This window comes from Glutamicibacter sp. V16R2B1 (genome assembly GCF_005774635.1).
GTDB classification, from domain to species: Bacteria; Actinomycetota; Actinomycetes; order Actinomycetales; family Micrococcaceae; genus Glutamicibacter; species Glutamicibacter creatinolyticus.
On record NZ_VATX01000005.1, the window covers coordinates 17,799 to 38,102 of the forward strand.

Sequence of the window (20,304 nt, forward strand, 5' to 3'; positions counted from 1 at the left end):
GAGCATCCTGAATGCTTTATCATTCGTCGGCTGCACCCTGATGGGGCACGACTGGGTGCACTTGAAGCGAACCCCGAATTGGGATTACTACGAGTGCGCAGAATGCGAAATGCGCAGGAAGGACCCACGATGACCATCCTGGAACTACTCGAAGCGCACACGGTGAAGCGCCCGTGGAGTGAAGCCAGCAGGATGCGGTGCAAGTGCGGGGAAGTCGTGACCGCCGAGACCGAAGGGCAGCTGTACGCCCTCCATCGCGCCCACCTCGCCGAGGTGTTGGAAGCACGCCAGCAGGAACAGCAGGCTCGCGCATGGAGCGACGGATTCCACAAGGGCAGGAAAACCGAGAACGGTTCACACGTCAGCACATGGCCGAGAAACCCATACCGCACCAACCATCCCAAGGAGGACAACCATGGGCGCTGACAAGTACACGCCGAACACTGAGCAAGTGCGCGACCAGTACACCCGCGAGCAACCACCACACATCGGAACCGTGAGCCAAAAGAGATCCGAGTTAGACCGGTGGCTGGAGCAGGTCAAACGAGAAGCGAAAGCTGAAGCACTCACGGAAGCAGCTGACGAGCTCGCGGCCATCGACCCTGACGGCAACTCGGTCTACTGGGACGGCACCTACTACCAGAACGTCACCGACTGGCTCCGAGACCGCGCCCAACAGGTTAGAGGCGCCAAGCCGGGCCAGCCAGACTACGCGGAGCTATTCTGCCGCTCCATGCTCAGCTACAGCGCCGAAGAATATGCCCCGCACAAAGCAGAGTTCGAAGCCTCCCAGCGTGAGGACACCCAGTGATCCCTGTGCTTTGGTTCCTGTTCCTGCAAGCCCACCATTGGGCGCACTCCTGGCTATAGAAAGGCAACGGACAATATGCCCATACCCAAGGCTGATATTCAGAAAGCGATCCGCCGGTACAAAGGCGACCCTACCTATGCGCCCGGCCAGGAACGCAACGGCCGCCTAATCTGTGGAGCCAAGAAGAAGAACAACGACCCCTGCGCATCCTCACCAGCCCCAGGTGCGACCCGGTGCGGACGCCACGGCGGCAAATCACCCCGCGCCAAGGCAGCCGCCGAACAACGAGTAGCCGAAGCCGAACTAGCGCAGAAAGTCGGCACACTCGGCATCCGCGAAAAATATCCAGACGTAGACCCCGGCCAAGCGCTACTATCCGAGATCCAGATCAGTCACGCTCATGTGCAGTGGCTTAGGGCGAAGGTCGCCGAGATCGAACCTGACGAACTGATCTGGGGCACCACCAAAACCGAGTCCGGCATCGGCCCGCAAGGCCCAGTGGACATGACCGTCCAAGAAGCCGGATTCCACACCTGGTACCAACTCTATTTGAAGGAGCGCGAGCACTTCGCCAAACTAACCACCATGGCACTCAAAGCCGGTATTGAGGCCCGCAAGATCCAGCTCGCCGAGCGCACCGGCGAAATGGTGGCCGGCGCTATCCAACGGATCCTGGACGGGCTGCAGCTCACCCCAGACCAGTCGAAGATCGTGCCCACCCTGGTGCCCACAGTGTTGCGCGAACTCGCACCAACCGCCGCATGAGCGCCGCTATGATCCTCGCCCCGGCCGCCGCTCTGCTGGCCTGCCTGATCGTATGGCAAGTGTGGCAGGCCGTGTTCCCGCCCGCCGACGTCCGGTTCATGCGCGCATGGTTCCAAATGGAAGCATACCGGGGGAACGTGGCCGAAGTGAGAGCGCCAACAACAAGTGAACTGCACGCCAGCATAACGGTACACGCCACAACCCCGCACCCTGATAACAGCCAACACAAGGAGGAACCATGACCGTAACCCGTGAAGCCCGGTATCTGTCCGGCAACGACATCGGCAAAGCATTCACCGCCACCGACAATGAAACCGGAGAACGAGTATCAGCCAAGATCGACCACCTGCTAACCAGCAAAGACTGGGTCCAGATCTCCTACCGCGTCGAAGGATGGTGGGCGCACCGTGAAGGGCCCATGTACCGGGACATCACCGTGAACCCCCAAGACCCCGTCACCTTCACGGGGGTGTCCACATGAAGCGGATCATGCCAGCCTTCGCGGCGGTCATCCTCCTGCTCACCGCTTGCGGATGGACCGGCACCGGCGACGTACTCGGAAAGTACTATCAGCCGCCCTGGACCAGCTTCATCATGTCCGGCAAAGTCATGGTGCCCGTCATGCACCCTGCCTGCCACGGCATCACCCTCGACACCAGGGACGGCAAGCAACGGTCATTCTGCATCAGCAAGACGGTATGGGAGCGCGTGGAGCCCGGACAAGAATTCACCATCACCAAGGAGTAAAGCGTGACCATCGAAGCTCAAACCCACCCCGTCACTATCACCGGCCAAATAGGATAAGAAGCATGCAACTCCAAGCCCAATGGCTCACCCCAGACAACAAAGGCCAACGCATCACCGAGCCAACCACCTACGCCGGCATCATCATCAACACGCAACACCGCACCACCCGCATCGATGAAACCACCCACGCCGACATGGCAGCAGGACGCGAACGCATCATCACCATCCACCAGGTAGAGATCGAGATCGAACGGTTCCCCGGCGGCACCGAGATCGTCCGCATCCAACCGGAAACCCTACTCACCCTGGAGGAAGCATGACCTGCCAGTACTGTGAGACCCCGACCACGGGGGAGCTGTACCTTTGCCGGCGTTGCCATGACCGGCTCACCGCGTTGTTGGATCGTGCACCCGGTACGTTGCGGACTGCCCGTGAGACGTTGGCGAACATGGGGGTCACGCCCCGTGTTGGTTCGGCTGGCACCAGCGCGCCGGGGATCCCGGTGAACCTGGACATGTCCGAACGGTTAGGCGAATGCGTTCGCCTACTCGTGGAGTGGGCGGTGTTCGTGAACAACCAGGAAGAACCCGGGCGCTTGCGGATCTTCACCCGCCCCGAACAGGCCGCCGCCTACCTATGGCAGAACCGGAACATCCTCTGGCAGCGCGACTACGTCGGCCACCTACACACGGATCTGGTCGACGCTGAACGGCGTGTGCTGTCAGCCGCTGACCGGCCACTGGTGAAGCGCCCGTTGGGGGAGTGCGGGGCGCTCAGCCTGGCGGAGGACAACACCGTCACCCGGTGCGCGGGGACCATCCTCGGCCACGAAACCGCCACCACCGGGCGGTGCGACACCTGCCACCGCGAACATGACGCCACCCAGAGGATCACCGACCGGATCAGCCAAGCCTGGCACACGCTCGCCCCGTTGGCGACCGTGGTGAAAGCGTTGAACGCGGCCGGCTACCCGATCAAATACGCGACCGCCCGCCAGTGGGTGCGCCGAGGCAAAATCGCGGCCCGCTGCGACATCACCACCCGCCAGGAGGGCCACACCCCAGCCGAACTACTCCTTGCCATGCAGAAAACTGCAAGTAGTACACGCAAAACTAGCGTGTGCGAGTTGCAAAAAGCCTGAACTGTCACTAAGTTGGAATCAAGATCGAAGAACTGTAACTAGCGGCGCGATCTGCGTAGCCACGGGGAAAGCTTATCGACAATAAGACCGCCGAGAGCAGGGCCACAACCCCCATACTGTGGGCCAGCTGCCAAGACCGGCACCCCAACGCACGCACAACAAAATAGCCCCGACACGAGCGGGGAGCCGAAGACCTCCACGACGGAGCGTTCGGCAGCGCGTCCGGGGCCTGCCCCCGCCGGTTCACGACCGAGACGCGCACGACACCACACCCCCAAGAGTGGTGAGAAGCAGCCCCAACCGTCCCCACAGACGCGGTAAAAGGTTGCACGGCCCGGCCCCGCCGAATAGAAACGGGCCACGAAGCACTGCAGCTGCGTAAAGCACCGAGCAAGACTCGGATGGGCGCGGTTCGACTCCGCGGCAGTGCACCTTCTCCGCTGGTGTAGTTGGCAGCACAACGGTTTTTGGTGCCGTTAGTCGAGGTTCGAACCCTCGGTGGAGAGCGAGTGGAGTCAACACCCACCAGACGGGTGAAGGACGGCCAAGACCCGCGTATAGACGGCGAGCCCACCCTGCTCCACACACACTTGACGGCGAGACCCCAGACCAACAGTAGAGGCACCGCTGGCAAGCCGCCGTCAAACAACCCAAGAAAAAGAGAACCCCGCGAGGCTGCAACCTCCGGGGTTCATGTGTACCCGCCAAGAGAGGGCGAGAACATGACCAAGCGTATCGCATACAAAACCCCGCAAGCATCCTTCGCCGCCCGCACCCAACGCCAAGGCGCATGCCTGGTGTGGGCCGGAGCTATCCGCCCCAATGGCTACGGCGTCATGTGGGACGGCCAACAAGTCGTAAGAGTCCACCGATGGGCCTACGAACAAGCAAATGGCCCAATCCCTGAGGGTGCAGACATCGACCACATCTGCGGCAACCGGGCATGCGCCGAAGCGTCCCACCTTCGCGTGACCAGCCGAAAACAGAACATGGAAAACCTCACTCGCCCAAACCGCAACAGCCCGACCGGGGTGCGCGGAGTCCACCGCAACACCAGCGGCGGCAAGCCGTGGCGGGTCCGCGTGAAGCACAACTACCGCGAGTACAACGGCGGCTACTACGACACCATCGCAGAAGCTGAGTCCGCGGCCATTGAACTGCGCAACAAGCTATTCACGCACAACGACGCGGACCGTAAGGCAGCATAGGAGGGCCGGGCGGTGACAGCCAGCATCTGGGAGATCGCCGCCCGCAAATTCGAGACACCCGCCCTACAGTGGGAAACCCCCGGCCAACTCGCCCAGGCGCTCGACCCACGCACTAAACAGACCAAGGCCATGGACGTCATCGACGAATCCCTGGTGTGGGCGTGGAACACCCCCGACGCACGCCTCATGATCGCAATGAGTCCCCAGATGGGGAAATCGCAACGAGCTGTCCGCCGGTTCACCGAATGGGTACTCACCCAGAACCCCGACACCCGCGTCACCATCTGTTCCTACAACACCGACACCGCACGCCGGTGGGGCCGAACCATCCGCGATGACATCAACGAGCACGGCGAACAGCTAGGCCTATCCATCCGCAACGACGTGGCCGCACAATCCGAATGGATCCTGGAAGGCCACGAAGGCGGAGTGTTCACCGCCGGTGTCGGATCATCCCTCACTGGCCGCCCCTCCGAGCTGATGATCATCGATGACCCGGTGAAAGGCCGCGAAGACGCCGACTCGGAACGCTACCAGGAACGCAACTGGGACTGGTGGCGAGAAGTAGCCATGACCCGCCTCGCCCCCGGCGCCCCGGTCATCCTGATACAAACCAGGTGGAGCATTGAGGACTTGGCGGGGAAGGTACTCAAGCCGGAGAACGGCGGCGACGAATGGCGCGTAGTCAGCATCCCCGCCCAGGCCGACCACCGCCCCGAACTGGGGGAGACCGACCCGCTAGGCCGTGAACCGGGCGAGTGGATGGAAACCACCCGCGGCATGACCCCAGCACAGTGGGAGCGCCGCAAACGCGACACCGGCCCCCGCTCCTGGGCTGCCTTGTATCAGCAGAAACCGACCCCGGACGAGGGTGGAATCTTCCCCCGCGAATGGGCGACCTACGACGAACCCATGTGGATCGTCAAGGATGACGGCACCCACTGGATCCCCGGCATGGACCGGGACGATCACGAGATGCTGATGTCGGGCGACCTCACTTTTTCGGACTCGAAGAACTCCGACTATGTGGCCCTGCAGGTGTGGTTGCGCGTCGGGCACAAGGCCTACCTGCTGGATCAGGTGCGTCGCCGCATGAACTTCAACGACACGTGCGAGGCGATCCTGGCCATGCGGGCCAAGTGGCCGCAAGTGGTGGCCACCCTGATCGAGAACGCGGCGAACGGTCCCGCGGTGATCAACGCCCTGCAGAAGCAGATTTACGGGCTGATCCCGGTCGAACCGTTGGGGTCGAAGTCGGCCCGAGCATCGGCCGTGTCTCCGTTGGCGTTCTCCAAGGACATCGTGCTCCCCACTGCCCGGCTGTTGCCGAACGTGGAGGATCTGCGCGAGGAACTGGTGAACTTCCCATCGAAACATGATGACACCGTGGACGCGCTCTCTCAGGCTGTGAATCAGTTGCTGTTGCATCGGATTGATGGGCATGGGGATGGGCTGGAGCAGCCGGAAGAGTACGACTTGCTGGACGAACGTGGGTGGCTTCTGTCGCCCTACTAAATATGGAAGGTGGTGCCGAGTATGGGCGTGGTTTACGGGCTTGGCACCGTCGCTGAGGTGCAGACCGAGACGTTCCCCTCTGGGACGCTGGCAACCATGGAGCACAAGCTGGAAACGATGCAGGAATCTCTTGCCGCGTTACAGCTGGCTCGGGAAGATGCTGGGTGGGAGCGTATTCGCCTTGAGGGGCAGCGCGAGTTCTCTCAGGATGCTCGGATCAAGAATGCCGAACTCTGCCGCGTCTACGCCCTGAGCAACCCCCTAATCAAGCGCGGCCTGGAGCTGCGGGCCGCGTACGTGTTCGGGCAAGGTGTCGGCACCACCGCGGCGGGTGAAGACGTGAACGCCCTGGTGCAGGACTGGCTGGATAATCCCGAGGTTCGGGAGGTGTTCACCGGTGCGCAGGCGCAGGTCCGCAACGAGCAAGCACTCGGCACCGACGGGAACTTGTTCTTCGCCCTGTTCACTAACCCGCTCACCGGGCGGGTGAAGCCCCGTATTCTGCCGTTCCATGAGATTCAGGAGCAGGTCACCGACCCGGAGGACTCACTCACTGTCCGCTTCTACAAGCGCGTGTGGGCGCGCCGCGACGCCACCGGCAACGATCAAGAGGTCACCAGCTACCACCCGCACTACGCGTACCGGCCCCAGATCCGTTCTCGCCACCTGGACGGGCACGAGATCGTTTGGGATGCTCCGATCTACCATGTGAAGGTCAACGACCTCACCGGGTGGCAGTACGGCATCGGTGACGCCTACGCCGCGTTGCCTTGGGCGCGAGGGTATAAGGAGTTCTTGGAGGACTGGGCGGTCCTGATGAAGGCGCTGTCGAAGATCGTTTGGCAGCGCACCAGCCGGGGCGGGAAACGCACCGCCGCCGCTGGCCGCCGGGAGCTGGAGAAGATGTCCACCATGCAAGCCGGTGGCACGTTCAACAGCACCGACGACAGCAAACTGGAGGCGGTGCCCAAGACCGGTGCCACCATCGACTCCGAATCAGCCCGGCCCCTGGCCACCATGGTCGCCTCCGCCCTCGGCATACCAGTCACCACGCTACTCGCTGACCCGGGTCAGACCGGTGCCCGGGCCGTGGCCGAGACCCTGGACAAGCCGACCGAGCTGGTCATGCAGAACCGGCAAGAAGTGTGGCGTGAAGCGCGCCGGCAGATCATCGGGTACGTCATCGACCAGGCGATCATCGCACCCCGCGGCCCGCTACGCGGCACCGTGGAACGCGACGGGGACCGGCTCTACGCACGACTCCCGGACGAGGCGGACCGGACGTTGACCATCGTGTTCCCGGACATCTCTAAGACGTCCATGGAAACCCTGATGAACGCCCTGGAGAAGGCGGACGGGCACATCCCGCCGCTGCTGATCGCTGAGCTGATGATGCGTGCCTTGGAAGTGCGGGACGTGGACGAGTGGCTGGAGCAGTTGCAGGACGAGGACGGGAATTTCCTGGACCCGTTGGTGGCTGCTGGTCAGGCCGCGGTGGACGCGTACCGGCAAGGCCGAGACCCGGCGGAGGTGTAGCTATGGCTCATACCTGCTGCTGCACTGGCCGCCCTTGCTACTACTGCTCGACAGCAGGCACCAAGGAACGAGGGTACGAGGCGCACAGCCTCTTGCCAGTTGACGAGTTCACCGAGCTGTTCGCAGACAACGAGGACTAGGTGGTGATCTGGTGGCTGTCACAGATGAAACCCTGCTGGCAGCCGCCGACACCCGCCGCCGTCTGCAACGCCTCACAGACGAGCAAGTCGTAGCGCTCACCCGGGCATGGGTAGAGGCGTGGGATGACCTCGCGCCCCTGTTCAACGAGGCGTTCCTCGAACTCCTCCAAGGCGCGGAAGGCCGGTTACCCCGTGCAGTCATCGCACGAAACCGGAAACTCCAATCCGCGCTCAAGCAAGCTCGCGCCACCCTCAACGAACTAGCGGCCGCGGCGGACGAGATCATCGGCAACGAGATAGCCGGCGCGATCCTCGACGCGGTGGACGGGCACCAGCAGATCCTACGCACCCAGCTCCCACCGGCGACGGCAGGTGTCGGGTTCGATCTGGACGCCCCGGACCCTGGGGCTTTGGATGCGATTGTCGCCCGCACCACCCAGCAAATCCATTCGGCCACCAGGCCGCTGGCTGGGTGGGTGGTGGCGGCCATGCGAAAAGAACTAATCCGCGGCATAGCGGTAGGGAGCAATCCTAGAGAAGTTGCCCGGAAGCTGATCGCTTCCACCGAGGGGCACTTCAACGGGGGACTCGCACGGGCTTTGACCATCGCCAGGACTGAATTAATCGACGCGCATAGGGCTGGGTCGCTGGCGTCAGCCAAGCAGAACCGAGACCTGCTGGCCGGGTGGCGGTGGCAATGCACCCTCGACCGCAGGACCTGCCCCGCCTGCCTAGCGAAACACGGGACCATGCACAGCGTGGACGAATTCGGGCCCGAAGGACACGCTAACTGCCGTTGCGCCCGGGTGGACGTCACCAAGTCCTGGAAAGAACTTGGCTTCACCACGGTCCCCGAACCCGAGGATGACTTCCCCGACGCGAAGAACTGGTTCGACGGGCTCACCGAAGACAGCCAACTCGCAATCATGGGGCCCAAGCGCCTCCAGCTGCTGCAGGACGGGGACATCGGGTGGGATGACCTCGCCACCAAACGCCACACCGACGGGTGGCGAGACAGCTATGTCGCCACACCGGTGAAGGATCTACATGCCGTCGCTGGCTGATGGCCGGTAGCTGACGGTTCCGCACCATTTGCATTTGACGCTCATGGATCCGCCAGTCATCCGCAGGTAGATGCCGTGCACCTTCCAGGCGTGCCCGGGGCATTCGCCGGGGGCGCCGGGGTTGTCGTTCGCGTCATCAGCACTCATGCACCCAGTTTAGGAGAAACCTCATGGCATTCATTCGTGAAGCGGCTACTGCCACCCGGCGCGGGCCGGGCCGAGTCCTGCTAACCATCATCACCCCGGGGGCTGGTAGCTCCGGCGAGTACAGCCCCGAGGTGATCGCCAAGGCCGCCAAGGAGAAAGCCTTCCCCCGCGGCACCCTCGGCATGATCGACCACGACACCGAAACCGAACGCATGGAACGCCCCGAAGGCTCGTTGCGAAACCTCGCGCTCGTGCTGGAAGAAGACGCATTCGTGGGTGAAGGCGGGGCGCTGCAGGCCGAGGCCAAGGTGGCGTCCGCGTGGCGTGACCTGGTGGAGGACTTCCACGAGCACATCGGGGCGAGCATCTACGCCAGCGCCGAGATCAGCGTCAACGAATCCGGCAGCAAGGTGGTGGAGCGGATCATCCCGAACCCGTTCAACCGCACCGACCTGGTAACCGTGGCTGGCCGTGGGGGCCGTGTAGCGGAGCTGCGGGAGTCCGCGAAGGCCATTGAGTCGCGTTCCGTAGTTCAAGAAGCGACAGCGGATGACGTCTACATGTGGTTGTCCGCGGCCCTGCGCGAAGAGTACGCCGGCGATGACACGTGGGTGTACCTGCGCGATCACGATGACACGTACGTCTACTACGACACCCGGAACAAGATCTTCCGGCAGCAGTACGCGCTGACCGGGGTGAACGTCACCCTGTCCGGGGAGCCGGTCGAGGTGCGGCGCCGTGTCGAGTATGACCCAGTAATTTCCCCTGTCACACCGGCTGGGGTCACCGAAAACAAGAAGGAGGATGCCGGCATGGCAACCACCCAGATTGAGGAAGCGGAGCTGACCCAGCTTCGTGAGTCCGCCAGCCGGGCCACCGCGCTGGAAGCAGAGTTGAAGGCCGAGAAGGACGCCCGCGCCAAGGAGGCTAAGGAGCGCGCCGAAGAAGCCCACAAGCACCGGCTGGCTGAGGCGAAGCGCATCGTCGCCGAAGCGTTCGGAGAAGACGCGCCCGCCCTGTACACCCGGCTGGCTGAGTCCGTCGCCACCCCGGAGGACTTCGACGCCGACGCGTTCCGTGCCGAGGTCACCGAAGCCGCGGCGAAGCGTGAAGCCGACCAGGGCGCGGGAACCCCTCGCGGGCTGGGCGGCGGCACCGTCACCGAATCCAAGACCATCAGCAACGACGACATTGTCGCCGCGCTCGGAGAGGACTAACCACCATGGCCATGAACCAGCGTTACACCAACGCCCTACACATCGCCGTCACCGCGCCTCGTGACATCAAGTCCGGCGACCCGGTCCAGGTCGGCCAGATCTCGGGCGTCGCCCAGATCGACGCGAAGACCGGGGAGAAGGTCACCATCTGGCTGGACGGCTCCTGGGACATCGAAGTCACCGGGGCACTCGCTACCGAGGGCCTGCCGGTGTACATCACCAGCGCCGGGAAGCTGACCGCCACCGCCACCGGCAACACCCCGTGGGGCATCGCCCTCGCATCCAAGACCAGCGGCGCCGCACCCGTCGAGGTGGCACCACTCGGCTACACCGCCCCCGCCCCTGCAGGCGCCGGGGCCTAAGAAAGGAAGCCAAACAACATGAGCTACTTTGACAAGGCCGGTTGGCGAGCCGCCGGCACCCCCGAGGAGCGCGTCAAGGAGGCGGCCGAATTCTTCGGCAAGAACCGCCGCGGCAACCCGATCAAGCAGGCCGAACTGGTGGAGGCATTCACCACCTCGGACTTCCCCGTCCTGCTGGGCAACGCCTTCCAGGCGAAGGCCATCGTCGCCCAGAAGGCCGCGGTGAACGAATTCGAGCCGATCCTGGCCACCACCACCGCCCCGGACTTCGAGCGCCGCAAGCTCGTTGACCTGTGGTCCAGCGACGCGTTCCAGCGCGTCGGACAGGGCGAGGAATACAAGGCCGGCAAGCTCAAGGAAACCGACCTGTGGCACGGCACCGAGAAGTGGGGCCTGACCTACGGGCTGACCTTCGAGCTGCGCCTGCGTCGCATGTTCTCCGACCTGGCCAAGTTCCCGACCTTCCTCGGCAACGGCGCGGTGCGTGCGAAGAACAACGCGGTCGCTGACCTGCTGGTGAAGGACGGCGCCTGGAATGGCGACTTCTTCGGGTCGGTCGCTTCGGTGAACTTCACCCCCGAAGCCCTGGACGGCGCGATCAAGGATCTCGCTCTGCGGGAGGATCACCGCGGCGACCAGGTCGAGGTCGGTTCCCTGTACCTGGTGCATGGCTCCGGCCTGCGCGGCGAAGTGAACCGCATCCTGAACGCCTCCAAGCTGGTCATGGAATCCACCAACGGCACCCGCAAGACCAACACCGAGGTGGAGAACCCGTTCCGCGGCATCGTCACCCCGCTGGAGTCCCGCACCATCGGCAAGGCCCTGGGCGGCAACCAGTCCAAGGCGTGGGCGCTGGTGCAGGGCAAGGACGGCGACTTGCCGTCGATCATCGACACCGGCCTGGAAGGCCACGACGGCAACGTGGACATCCGCGTCAAGCGTGACCAGGGCGAGCACGTGGGCGGCGGCCAGGTGCCGGTGGACGAGGGGTCGTTCAACGATGACACCATCCATTACCGGGGCCGCACGTTCTTCGGCATCGACAAGGGCTTCACCGAGGGCGTTTGGGCGTCCAACGGCGCAGCCTAGCCCGACTAGTCGAAAGGGGGTGGGGTGTTCGTGGACTACGAGACACCTATCCGACAGGTTAGAGCGCTCACCGCAGACATGGGCACCCCGCACCTGATCGATAACTCCACCTTGCAGGTCTACCTGGAGTTGCAGGGTTGGGAGGACGGGGCCCGGTGGGCGGTGCTACGTGCCGCCGCCGACGCCCTGGAAGCCGTAGCCGTGTCTGAGGTGCTGGTGGCGAAGAAGATCCGCACCCAGGACTTGTCCACGGACGGCCCGGCGGTGGCTGAGGCGTTGCGGAAGCAAGCCCTCACACTGCGTGCCCGGGCCGATGATGAAGACCCCGACCTTGAAGGCGGGTTCGAGATCATCGACACGGGGGCCGGGATCCGGCACGAGGCTGAGGAATGGCGGGTCGGGTTCTGATGCCATTCCCAAACCAGAAGATCATCCCGGACGGGTGGGCTGAGTATCATCGCCCGGTTGCGGCTGGGGTCATGACCGGTGCATGCACGGTAGACCGTGTGGACATCGGCCCTGCACCTTGGCCGCAGCCGGAGGACTGGTCAGGCCGCACCCGGGTTTGGTCTGGGCAGTGCCGGATCCAGGAGCTCAAGCGGGAGCAATCTTCGGTGCCGGTGGAGCAGCCGACCGAGTCCCGCCAGTACCTGATCCAACTCCCGTACACAGACGAGTACCCGGTGCCGGAGTTGCGGGTGGGGGAGCGGGGCGACATCGTCACCCACGCCGGGGTCGAGTACATCCTCAAGCAGCGGATGACCGGCACCCTGCTGTGGACCCACGACTTTACGGCGGTCGAAAACCAGACCCAGCAAAACCCATAAGGAGGCGCGCTGTGTCCATCGAATTTGATGCGTCCGAACTACGCACCCTGGCCGCTGACCTTGGCAACGTGCCGAAACTTGCGGGCCAGCTGGCGAAGGTCGCCGTGAAGAAAACCGCCAAGGACATCGAAGCCACCGCGAAGACACTGGCACCGGTGGACACCGGGTTCCACCGGGGCGCGATCAAAACCTCAGATCTGCGCTCAGTGTCGCAGGACTCCCCAGAGGCAGAGGTGCGCGCCGGAGCCGAATACGCCACGTACTTGGAATTCGGCACGAGCCGCATGGCCCCACAACCATCCCTCGGCCCTGCCGCGGACAAGCACACCCCAGCGTTCGAAGTCGCCATGGCCGAAATCGCTGACAGAGCGTTGGGGGGCTGATGGACGCCACCCTATTCACCGAACAACTCTTGGCCACCCTCCGGGCAATCCCCGGACTGGGTGGCCAAGTCTTTGACGGGGACGTCCCGACCAAGCTCCCCACCGACGGGGCCGGGTATATCCGCCCTTACGTGGTCGTGTTCTCCGGCCTGTCCGATGATCTGCCGGGGGAGCGGGACCTCACCGGTCTGGCGGACACGACGGTGCATGACTGGTCGCCGCAGACCACGTGTGTGGGCCCGACTCCGGCGCATGCCCGGGCTGTGGCTGTGGCCGTCAAAGCAGCTCTCACGAATGCGCGGATCGGTAACCACTGGCTGTTGCCTGACCCGGACGGGTTCCGGGTAGAAAAGCCGGTCCGAGACAACCAGGGCACCCCGGCCCGGTTCTTCCTGCCGCTCCCGTGGCGGCTCACCACCAACTAAGGAGGCCCACCGTGGCAACCAAGAAACAGGTCACCGAGCCAGCAGAAGCGCCGGCGACCGACCAGCAAACCGAACCCGCCCGCGTCTACGACCCCAACAAGAGCGTGAAGGTCTACGACAAAAACACGGGAGAAGTGCTCCGCCGCACCGTCCCTGAAACCTGGCTTGACGGGCGCTTCCCCAACCTCAAAGCAGCCCCCTCCAACAAGAAAGAAGGCAAGTAGCTATGCGCCTTGGACCGAAGATGCTCAACACCGCGAACCGACGCCTGGACTGGGTGCCAACCATCGCGGATATCACGAAGCCCACCCCGGAAGAACTCAACGCCGGAGTCAACCTGACCTGCCGTGTGACCGTCGCGAACTACCAGTTCGGGGTCACTGGAACCAACATCATCACCGACCCGTCCCCGTGCGACACCATCGAAGCGGGCGCCCCTGGAATGGACACCTTCGAGGCAGGGTTCGACATGTTCCGGTTCAAGGAAGAAGCCGACGACGTCGCTTGGACCACGTTCACCCGCAAGGGCCTTCCCGGTTACCTGGTGGAGCGTATCGGCCAGGTGGAGGAAGGGCAGAAGGCCGAGGACGCCCCGTACAAGGCGGGGGACGAGGTCGCTGTGATGGAGGGTCTGACCCTGTCGCCGCGTCCGATGTCGTTGGACAACGCCGGATACGAGAAGTTCCGGCAGGAGTTCGCGCCTCAGTCCTTCGCACCGCGGGCCGTGGTGGCCACTGCTGGCGGCTAAGCCCGGCATCACAAAGACCAGTCGTGGCTGGGGTGACCTGACTCCCACCCCAGCCGCGACTCTAAACCCCCGCACTGGAGTCACCACAGTTTTAGGAGTCAACCATGGCCAAGACCATCCACGGAGTGCCGGAGTCTCTGACCCGTAAACAGTTCACCGCGCTGATCCGCTCATTCGGATTCACCCCCGAGAGCATCAGCGAACTGCGCATCGACCCTACGGGGGTTCACGTGACCGCGTTCGAGTTCAACGAGGACGGCACCAGGTTCATCGGCCCGGACGGCTCGGCTTACGCGAAGCACACCATCCATATCCCTGTCATCGACTAACCCCACCATCTTTCAAGGAGTCAAACCATGAACGACCAGATCACCCCCACCCCGTCCACCGAACTCGACTTGAACGAGTGGCTGGCCACCGGTGAACGCACCACCCACACAGTGAACCTGTACGCCCGCCTCGACCTCATTGCCGAGATCGACGCGCTGGAAGCGCAGAAGGTCGATGCGCCCGCCGCGCCGGAGGGTGAGGAAGCGTTGGGCGGGGAACGCAATCCCAACGCCGAACTCGACGCCCAGATCGCGGACCTGTACCAGCGAATCGACGCATCCAAGCGCGTCTTCCGGGTCACCGCGCTGACCCGCGCCGAGATCGACAGCATCCGCGAAACCGTGCTGTCCGAATGCTCCGACAAGATCGACGCCGCCGCCAAGCTCGGCCGCGACGAAGCGAGGAAGACCTGCAAGCGCATGGAAATCACCGTGCCCGCCGACATTAACGCCTACGTGCGCATCGGCGTCAAGGAATTCACCGACAACCTGATCAACCGCGAAACCACCCTGCGCATGATCGCCCAGGCCACCAGCGTGCAGGTCCGCGACCAGTTCGTCCAGCTGGATCTCGACCAGACCCGCACCCTCTACGAGAAGCTCGGTGAAGCCCAGGCCGGGTTGCTCGCTGACGCCGCCGACAAGGCGAACAATGAAACCCCAGAGGTCACTGTCCCAAAATCGTAGAGGCCATGGCCACCCGCCGTTGGGGCCACCTAGTCGGGTGGGCCCGCACGGCGCGGTCATGGAGGCTACCGATCACCGTGCTGCTCGGGTTCCGGGAGGACAACGGGCGGTTTGTGGAACAAGACAAGATCATGGCGCTGGCTCTGCAGCAGTACGAGGACAGCATCCATTCGTGCGGTGTCCCGGCGTCGAAAGCGTTCGGGGATCACAACGTGGGCACGGTGGAGTGGCACGAGGAAATCTGCCACGCCTGCGCAGGCAAGGAATCAGCAGCTGAGAACGACAAGAACCCCATGCCCGGGAAGATCCGTTACCCCGTGTGGGAGGACTAGCGGGCGGTGCCCTTGCAAGTCGCGATGCTGTAGTCGCCGCTGGACGTGTTCTCGCTGATCAGTTCGCCCGACGAGTAGATCCGGCACGTGATCGAGCCGTAGGCGTCGTTTTTCTGCGCGGAGATGTACAGCGGCGAGCCTGCAGGGGCGTCGCCTCGCACCCCAGTCTGCCCATCTTTCGTTTTCATCGGCAGGTCCACCGTCTTCTGCACGGTGCCTGTCGGTGTTGAGACGGTGATGTCTGCGGAGGGGGTCTTGCTGGTCAGCCCTTTGTGGGCTGCTTCGAAGTCCACTTCGTAGCGCACTTCCACCTGTGCCGGCGCTGACGGTGTGGCGGCGGGTTCCGGCGTGCTGGCTGCGCACCCGGTGAGTAGTAGGCCGATGGGTAAGGCGACGGCTATGGCCGATTTCTTCAAGACAATTTCCCCCTGAGTGATGATGCCAAGAGCCTATCAACACTGCGGGGGGCTCATAACTGAATAGGTGGTGCCCTGTGGCGACTCGTGACATCGTGGTTCGGATCCGGGCAGAGGTTGGCGCGTTCAAGAAGGACATGGACGCCGCGGCCGCGAAGGCCAAAGAAACCGCCCAGAAAACCGAGGCCGCCGGCAAAACAGCCGAATCAGGTATCGGTAGGCTCGCCCAGACCGCGAAAGCCCACGAGAAAGCCTGGTCCCAGGTATCTACCGGCATGGTCGCCGGCGGCACCGCAATCGTTGGCGCCCTCGGGCTGTCCACTAAAGCGGCCATGGACTGGGAGTCAGCGTTCACCGGTGTCAAGAAAACCGTGGAAGGCACGCCCCAACAGCTCGCCCGGGTAGAGGACGGCCTGCGCGGGCTCGCCCGCACCCTGCCAGCCACCCACACGGAGATCGCGGCAGTGGCGGAAGCCGCTGGCCAGCTCGGCATCCAAACAGACAACGTCGTGGACTTCACCAAGGTCATGATCGACCTAGGCGAATCCACCAACATGACCGCTGAACAAGGTGCCATGGAAATGGCCCGGTTCATGAACATCATGGGCACCAGCCAATCAGAGGTTGGACGCCTCGGCGCCACCATCGTCGGCCTGGGCAACAACTTCGCGGCCACCGAATCCGAGATCATGGCCATGTCCATGCGCCTCGCCGCCGCGGGCAAGCTGGCTGGCCTGTCCGAGGGCCAAGTCATGGGCCTGGCGACCTCCATGTCCGCAGTCGGTATCGAGGCTGAGGCCGGCGGCACCGCCATGACCCAGGTGCTCACCAAGATCGGCAAGGCCGTGGACGGTGGCGGCGAAAAGCTCGGCGTATTCGCAACCACATCCGGCATGACCTCTGAACAGTTCCAGAAGGCATGGAAGGAAGACGCCTCCGGCGCCCTGGACACCCTGCTCAAGGGGCTTGGTCAGGTCGAATCCGGTGGCCAGTCCATGAACGCCGTGCTGGACGAGATGGGCATCAAGGGCATCCGCGAATCCTTGGCCATGAAGAACCTTGCACTCGCATCCGCGGGTGTGGGTGAAGCCATGACCATGGGCGCCCAAGAATACGACCGCGGCATGGCGCTGATTGAGGAAGCAGACAAGCGTTACGCGACCGCTGAATCCAAGGTGAAGATCGCTTGGAACACGATCAAGGATGCAGCGATCTCCGCCGGATCTGTGATCCTGCCCGTGGTTGCGGGCATCGCCGACGCGATAGCTGACCTGGCGGGCTGGTTCGCCGATCTGCCCGCACCGGTACAGGGCGCCCTGACCGCTATCGCGGGTATCGCTGGTGTGTCCATGCTGGCCGCTGGCGCCCTTATGAAGATCGTCCCCGGCATCACCACGACTATCGGCGGCCTCAAAGCCCTCGGTAGCGCGGCGGGCATCGGCGCTAAGGGACTGGACGCGTCCGGTGTCGCCGCGGGTAAGGCCCGGGGCCAGATGGTCACCATCGACGCCGCAGTGTCTCGCACCGAGAAGAACATGACCCGGCTGGGCAAGGGCGCGAAACTCGCGGCCCAGGGACTGTTGGCGATGGCCACCGTCGGCCCGATGATTGGCTCCATGGTGTCCTCTGGGGATCTCGCTCAAATTGACGAGATGAACGCGGCCCTGCTGGGAACCGGGAACATTGTTGGTGACCTGGACTCGATGTTCAGTGGCACCGGGAACTGGTTCAACGGGCTCGATGTGTCCGGCATCGAGCACGCATTCCAGATCATGGGCGACCCGTCGATTTCAGAGAAGATCGACCAGAACGTGTCCAAGTTCTTGACGTTCGGGACACGTTCATCCTCCAACTTCGAGTTCGCGAAAAAGAACTTCGAACAGCTGGACGGCGTGCTGGCGTCCATGGCGAAGTCGGGTAACGCCGACGCGGCCGCGGAAGCCTACGATCAGATCGCGGAGAAGGCTGATGCAGCTGGATTCCCGGTGGAGAAGCTGGCCGAGATTTTCCCGCAGTACGCTGCAGCTCTCAAGCTTGCCGCTGCTGAGGGGGATAACGCTGACTTCTCGGCACTGGCCGCCGACCTCGGTTTGACCTCTTCGTCCGCTGAGGACGCGGCGAAAGCCATTGACGATTTCTATCAGTCAATGGTCAACGCTGGCATGGTCGTGCTGAGTGAACGTGAAGCCCTCCGCGGCATGCAGGAGGCGTTCGACGCCGCCGGTAAGGCCGCGGCAGAGAACGGGAAGAACCTGGACATCACCACCGAGAAGGGGCGCGCCAACCAGGCCGCCCTGGACGGTATCGCGTCCTCGACTTTCCGAGCAATGGAAGCCCAACGCGAAGCCGGCGCAACCGCTGGTGATCTGGGCGCCACTATCTCGCAGGGCCGGGAAGCGTTCATCCAGAACGCTACCGCGATGGGTATGAGTGCTGAAGCAGCTGGGAAGCTGGCGGATCAGATGAACCTGATTCCCGGTGCCGTGTACATCCAGTTCGACTCCAACACCGGTGACCTCGCGGCGAAGCTGACGGAGATCCACGAGCTGGTGCAGTCCACCCCGGACGGCCAGGTCACGATCACCGAGAACAGCCCCGAAGTGAAGTCAGCCCTGGAAGCCCTCGGGTACATCGTCACCACCCTGCCAGACGGCAGGATCAAGGTCAGCGAAACCGGCACCACCGAAACCGGGAAGAAGATCGACGCCACCGCGGGCAAGAAACGCACCGCGAAGATCAACGCCGAAGCAATCACAGGCACAGCAGAGACAACCTTGGCCAACCTGGCCCGGCAGCGGACCGCGACCATCGTCGCTTCCGTGATCGGTGGCCCGCTCGGTTCCGTGGTTGGTGCCGCGGTAGGTGCACACCGCCAAGCCGGCGGGCGACTGCCGGGCCTCGACACTGGCGGCCGCCTCCCGGCCACCGGGCTCGGCACCGACAAGATCCTCGCGGTCAATGCCGCGGGTGTGCCGATCGCGAGAGTCGATGACCGGGAATGGGTGGTCAACCGGCGCTCCTCCGACAAACACGACGAACTACTCAGCATGATCAACCGCGACGACCCCCGCATAGACATGATGAAACAGCTCGTCGGGTTAGCTGGTGGTGGCAGGGTTGGGGCCGCTGAGAAGCGTGTCCAGTCCCTGCAACGCGCCTACAGCAGGATCAGCGGCGACAAGGCCAACCGTGCCCGCAAACTTGCGGCGAAGGATCAGCTGGACGCGGCCAAGGCCGAACTGAAAGCGGTCAAGGAGCAGTCCAAGCGGTCCGCTGAGGCGGCGAAGGACGCGAAGGAACGTGCCAACCGGTTGAGTGAATCGCGCAGGGATCTGCGTGTCGACCTCCGCCGCGGCACGATCACCGACGCGTTCACCTCCGGTTCTGGTTTGTCGCAGGTGGACAAGCTGCTGGAAGTATCCCGCAACGCCGATTATTCGGCCCCTGCTAGGAAGCGTGCTGCGAAGGACGCCGCAGGTCTTGAGAAGGCGCTCGCGTCTCTGACTAGCCGGTCGGAGAAGTTGAAGACAGCGTTGGAAGAGGCTACTAAGCAGGCTGACGAGTTGCGCAGTGTGCGTGACGCGGTGGCCGGTGACTTGCGTGGCGAGTTCGCGTTGAGCGGCTCCATGAATTCCATTGTGGGCCCGTACAAAACGTTGAACGCTAAGGGCATCATCAACACGGCGAAGGGTGCCGCGAACCGTATTGCTGGTTTCGGTAAGAAGCTGGACAAGCTGCGCGGTAAGGGGTACTCGGCGGCGATTGTTGAGGAAGTCGCTGGGCTTGGCTCTGCTGAGGGCGGCAAGGTAGCGGACGCGTTGCTGGCTGGTTCGAAGTCTGAAGTGTCGGAGCTGAATAAACAGTATCGGCGCTTGGATTATTGGTCGGGCAAGGCTGGCGATTCTGTCACGAAGTCCATGTATAAGGGTGGTGTTGATGCCGCTGATGGGCTTGTGCGTGGGTTGCAGGGCAAGTCGAAGGACGTGGAGAACGCTTTCTACAAGCTCGGCAAGAGCGCGGAGAAGTCGTTCAAACGTTCGCTTGGTATCAAGTCCCCGTCCAGGGTGATGATGCAGGCCGGTGTGCATGTTGGTGAGGGCGCCGAGTTGGGCATCCTGTCCAAGGTGGGTGACGTGTCGAAGGCTGCCGAACGGCTGATGGCGCCGCCCGCACTCGCGGTGCCGCCGTCGCCGGAGGTGGCCCGGTACGCATCCGCACAGTCCGCGTCCTCGCCTATTTCCGCGGACGCTATTGCTGCTGCTGTGCAGGCTGGCATGGCTGGCTGGCAGCCGATGGTGCAGATCGATGGCCGTAAGTTCTACGGAACGATGCAGCAAGTCGCTAAGCAGTACGGTGGCCGACGCTAATTGAATCAGTGAGGCGGGACGCTCCGAGCGTCCCGCCTCACCTTTTGC

Annotated in this window: 26 protein-coding genes and 1 tRNA gene; 25 read left to right on the top strand and 2 right to left on the bottom strand. The window is 63.5% G+C overall.

Annotation, left to right across the window (positions count from 1 at the left end; translation table 11 throughout):
* The first annotated feature begins 129 nt into the window (after window positions 1-129).
* The 12 genes from FDN03_RS02280 (at window position 130) to FDN03_RS02335 (ending at window position 8,927) form a co-directional block, all read left to right on the top strand.
* A complete protein-coding gene (locus FDN03_RS02280; protein ID WP_138173716.1) occupies window positions 130-426 on the top strand; it encodes a hypothetical protein in 297 nt (98 codons plus the stop codon).
* The gene (locus FDN03_RS02285) at window positions 416-811 is read left to right on the top strand and encodes a hypothetical protein (protein WP_138173718.1); all 396 of its coding nucleotides are present in this window, start codon (window positions 416-418) and stop codon (window positions 809-811) included. The genes FDN03_RS02280 and FDN03_RS02285 overlap by 11 nt, the downstream gene beginning before the upstream one ends.
* 75 nt (window positions 812-886) lie before the next feature.
* Entirely contained in the window at window positions 887-1,576 is a 690-nt protein-coding gene (locus tag FDN03_RS02290; protein WP_138173720.1) for a hypothetical protein, read from the top strand.
* A gap of 238 nt (window positions 1,577-1,814) precedes the next feature.
* Window positions 1,815-2,057, top strand: a complete 243-nt coding sequence (locus FDN03_RS02295) for a hypothetical protein (RefSeq protein ID WP_138173722.1) — start codon at window positions 1,815-1,817, stop codon at window positions 2,055-2,057.
* A complete protein-coding gene (locus FDN03_RS02300; protein ID WP_138173724.1) occupies window positions 2,054-2,323 on the top strand; it encodes a hypothetical protein in 270 nt (89 codons plus the stop codon). Before FDN03_RS02295 ends, FDN03_RS02300 begins: the two co-directional genes overlap by 4 nt.
* Before the next feature lie 62 nt (window positions 2,324-2,385).
* Window positions 2,386-2,643 (top strand): hypothetical protein, encoded by a 258-nt coding sequence (locus tag FDN03_RS02305; RefSeq protein ID WP_138173726.1) that lies wholly within the window; start codon window positions 2,386-2,388, stop codon window positions 2,641-2,643.
* Between the two features lie 128 nt (window positions 2,644-2,771).
* A complete protein-coding gene (locus tag FDN03_RS02310; protein WP_138173728.1) occupies window positions 2,772-3,464 on the top strand; it encodes a hypothetical protein in 693 nt (230 codons plus the stop codon).
* Between the two features lie 434 nt (window positions 3,465-3,898).
* Window positions 3,899-3,970: transfer RNA gene (locus FDN03_RS02315), tRNA-Gln, on the top strand.
* Between the two features lie 216 nt (window positions 3,971-4,186).
* Window positions 4,187-4,672 (top strand): HNH endonuclease, encoded by a 486-nt coding sequence (locus FDN03_RS02320; RefSeq protein ID WP_138173730.1) that lies wholly within the window; start codon window positions 4,187-4,189, stop codon window positions 4,670-4,672.
* A 12-nt stretch (window positions 4,673-4,684) separates the two neighbouring features.
* Window positions 4,685-6,187, top strand: coding sequence for a phage terminase large subunit (terL, locus tag FDN03_RS02325; protein ID WP_249354233.1), 1,503 nt, complete (start codon window positions 4,685-4,687; stop codon window positions 6,185-6,187).
* Between the two features lie 21 nt (window positions 6,188-6,208).
* Window positions 6,209-7,723, top strand: coding sequence for a hypothetical protein (locus tag FDN03_RS02330; RefSeq protein ID WP_138173732.1), 1,515 nt, complete (start codon window positions 6,209-6,211; stop codon window positions 7,721-7,723).
* Between the two features lie 151 nt (window positions 7,724-7,874).
* Window positions 7,875-8,927, top strand: a complete 1,053-nt coding sequence (locus tag FDN03_RS02335; protein ID WP_138173734.1) for a phage minor head protein — start codon at window positions 7,875-7,877, stop codon at window positions 8,925-8,927.
* Here the strand turns inward: FDN03_RS02335 and FDN03_RS02340 are convergent.
* On the bottom strand, window positions 8,907-9,074 hold the full coding sequence (locus tag FDN03_RS02340; protein ID WP_138173736.1) for a 3-oxoacyl-ACP reductase: 168 nt from the start codon (window positions 9,072-9,074) through the stop codon (window positions 8,907-8,909). The two genes, FDN03_RS02335 and FDN03_RS02340, sit on opposite strands and share 21 nt — an antisense overlap.
* A 23-nt stretch (window positions 9,075-9,097) precedes the next feature.
* Here FDN03_RS02340 and FDN03_RS02345 point away from each other — a divergent pair, with 23 nt between their 5' ends.
* The 12 genes from FDN03_RS02345 (at window position 9,098) to FDN03_RS02400 (ending at window position 15,473) form a co-directional block, all read left to right on the top strand.
* Window positions 9,098-10,291, top strand: a complete 1,194-nt coding sequence (locus FDN03_RS02345) for a hypothetical protein (RefSeq protein ID WP_138173738.1) — start codon at window positions 9,098-9,100, stop codon at window positions 10,289-10,291.
* A gap of 5 nt (window positions 10,292-10,296) precedes the next feature.
* Complete coding sequence (locus FDN03_RS02350; protein ID WP_138173740.1) at window positions 10,297-10,653, top strand: DUF2190 family protein; 357 nt, start codon at window positions 10,297-10,299, stop codon at window positions 10,651-10,653.
* Window positions 10,654-10,671: 18 nt separating this feature from the next.
* Window positions 10,672-11,742, top strand: a complete 1,071-nt coding sequence (locus FDN03_RS02355) for a hypothetical protein (protein WP_138173742.1) — start codon at window positions 10,672-10,674, stop codon at window positions 11,740-11,742.
* A gap of 30 nt (window positions 11,743-11,772) precedes the next feature.
* Window positions 11,773-12,150, top strand: coding sequence for a hypothetical protein (locus tag FDN03_RS02360; RefSeq protein ID WP_138173744.1), 378 nt, complete (start codon window positions 11,773-11,775; stop codon window positions 12,148-12,150).
* Window positions 12,150-12,569 (top strand): DUF6093 family protein, encoded by a 420-nt coding sequence (locus FDN03_RS02365; RefSeq protein WP_283205473.1) that lies wholly within the window; start codon window positions 12,150-12,152, stop codon window positions 12,567-12,569. Before FDN03_RS02360 ends, FDN03_RS02365 begins: the two co-directional genes overlap by 1 nt.
* 11 nt (window positions 12,570-12,580) lie before the next feature.
* Window positions 12,581-12,952 (top strand): HK97-gp10 family putative phage morphogenesis protein, encoded by a 372-nt coding sequence (locus FDN03_RS02370; protein WP_249354236.1) that lies wholly within the window; start codon window positions 12,581-12,583, stop codon window positions 12,950-12,952.
* On the top strand, window positions 12,952-13,377 hold the full coding sequence (locus tag FDN03_RS02375; RefSeq protein ID WP_138173748.1) for a hypothetical protein: 426 nt from the start codon (window positions 12,952-12,954) through the stop codon (window positions 13,375-13,377). Before FDN03_RS02370 ends, FDN03_RS02375 begins: the two co-directional genes overlap by 1 nt.
* An 11-nt stretch (window positions 13,378-13,388) precedes the next feature.
* Window positions 13,389-13,601 (top strand): hypothetical protein, encoded by a 213-nt coding sequence (locus FDN03_RS02380; protein ID WP_138173749.1) that lies wholly within the window; start codon window positions 13,389-13,391, stop codon window positions 13,599-13,601.
* Between the two features lie 2 nt (window positions 13,602-13,603).
* Complete coding sequence (locus FDN03_RS02385) at window positions 13,604-14,125, top strand: hypothetical protein (protein WP_138173751.1); 522 nt, start codon at window positions 13,604-13,606, stop codon at window positions 14,123-14,125.
* A gap of 104 nt (window positions 14,126-14,229) precedes the next feature.
* Window positions 14,230-14,454, top strand: coding sequence for a hypothetical protein (locus FDN03_RS02390; protein ID WP_138173753.1), 225 nt, complete (start codon window positions 14,230-14,232; stop codon window positions 14,452-14,454).
* Window positions 14,455-14,481: 27 nt separating this feature from the next.
* Window positions 14,482-15,141: a hypothetical protein gene (locus tag FDN03_RS02395; RefSeq protein ID WP_138173755.1), complete on the top strand. Its 660-nt coding sequence runs from the start codon at window positions 14,482-14,484 to the stop codon at window positions 15,139-15,141.
* Between the two features lie 113 nt (window positions 15,142-15,254).
* Window positions 15,255-15,473, top strand: a complete 219-nt coding sequence (locus FDN03_RS02400; protein WP_138173757.1) for a hypothetical protein — start codon at window positions 15,255-15,257, stop codon at window positions 15,471-15,473.
* Here FDN03_RS02400 and FDN03_RS02405 read toward each other — a convergent pair.
* A complete protein-coding gene (locus FDN03_RS02405) occupies window positions 15,470-15,889 on the bottom strand; it encodes a hypothetical protein (protein WP_138173759.1) in 420 nt (139 codons plus the stop codon). The genes FDN03_RS02400 and FDN03_RS02405 overlap by 4 nt on opposite strands.
* Window positions 15,890-15,966: 77 nt before the next feature.
* On the opposite strand from FDN03_RS02405, the gene FDN03_RS02410 reads away from it, so the two are divergent.
* Window positions 15,967-20,256: a phage tail tape measure protein gene (locus FDN03_RS02410; protein WP_138173761.1), complete on the top strand. Its 4,290-nt coding sequence runs from the start codon at window positions 15,967-15,969 to the stop codon at window positions 20,254-20,256.
* The last annotated feature ends 48 nt before the right edge of the window (window positions 20,257-20,304 follow it).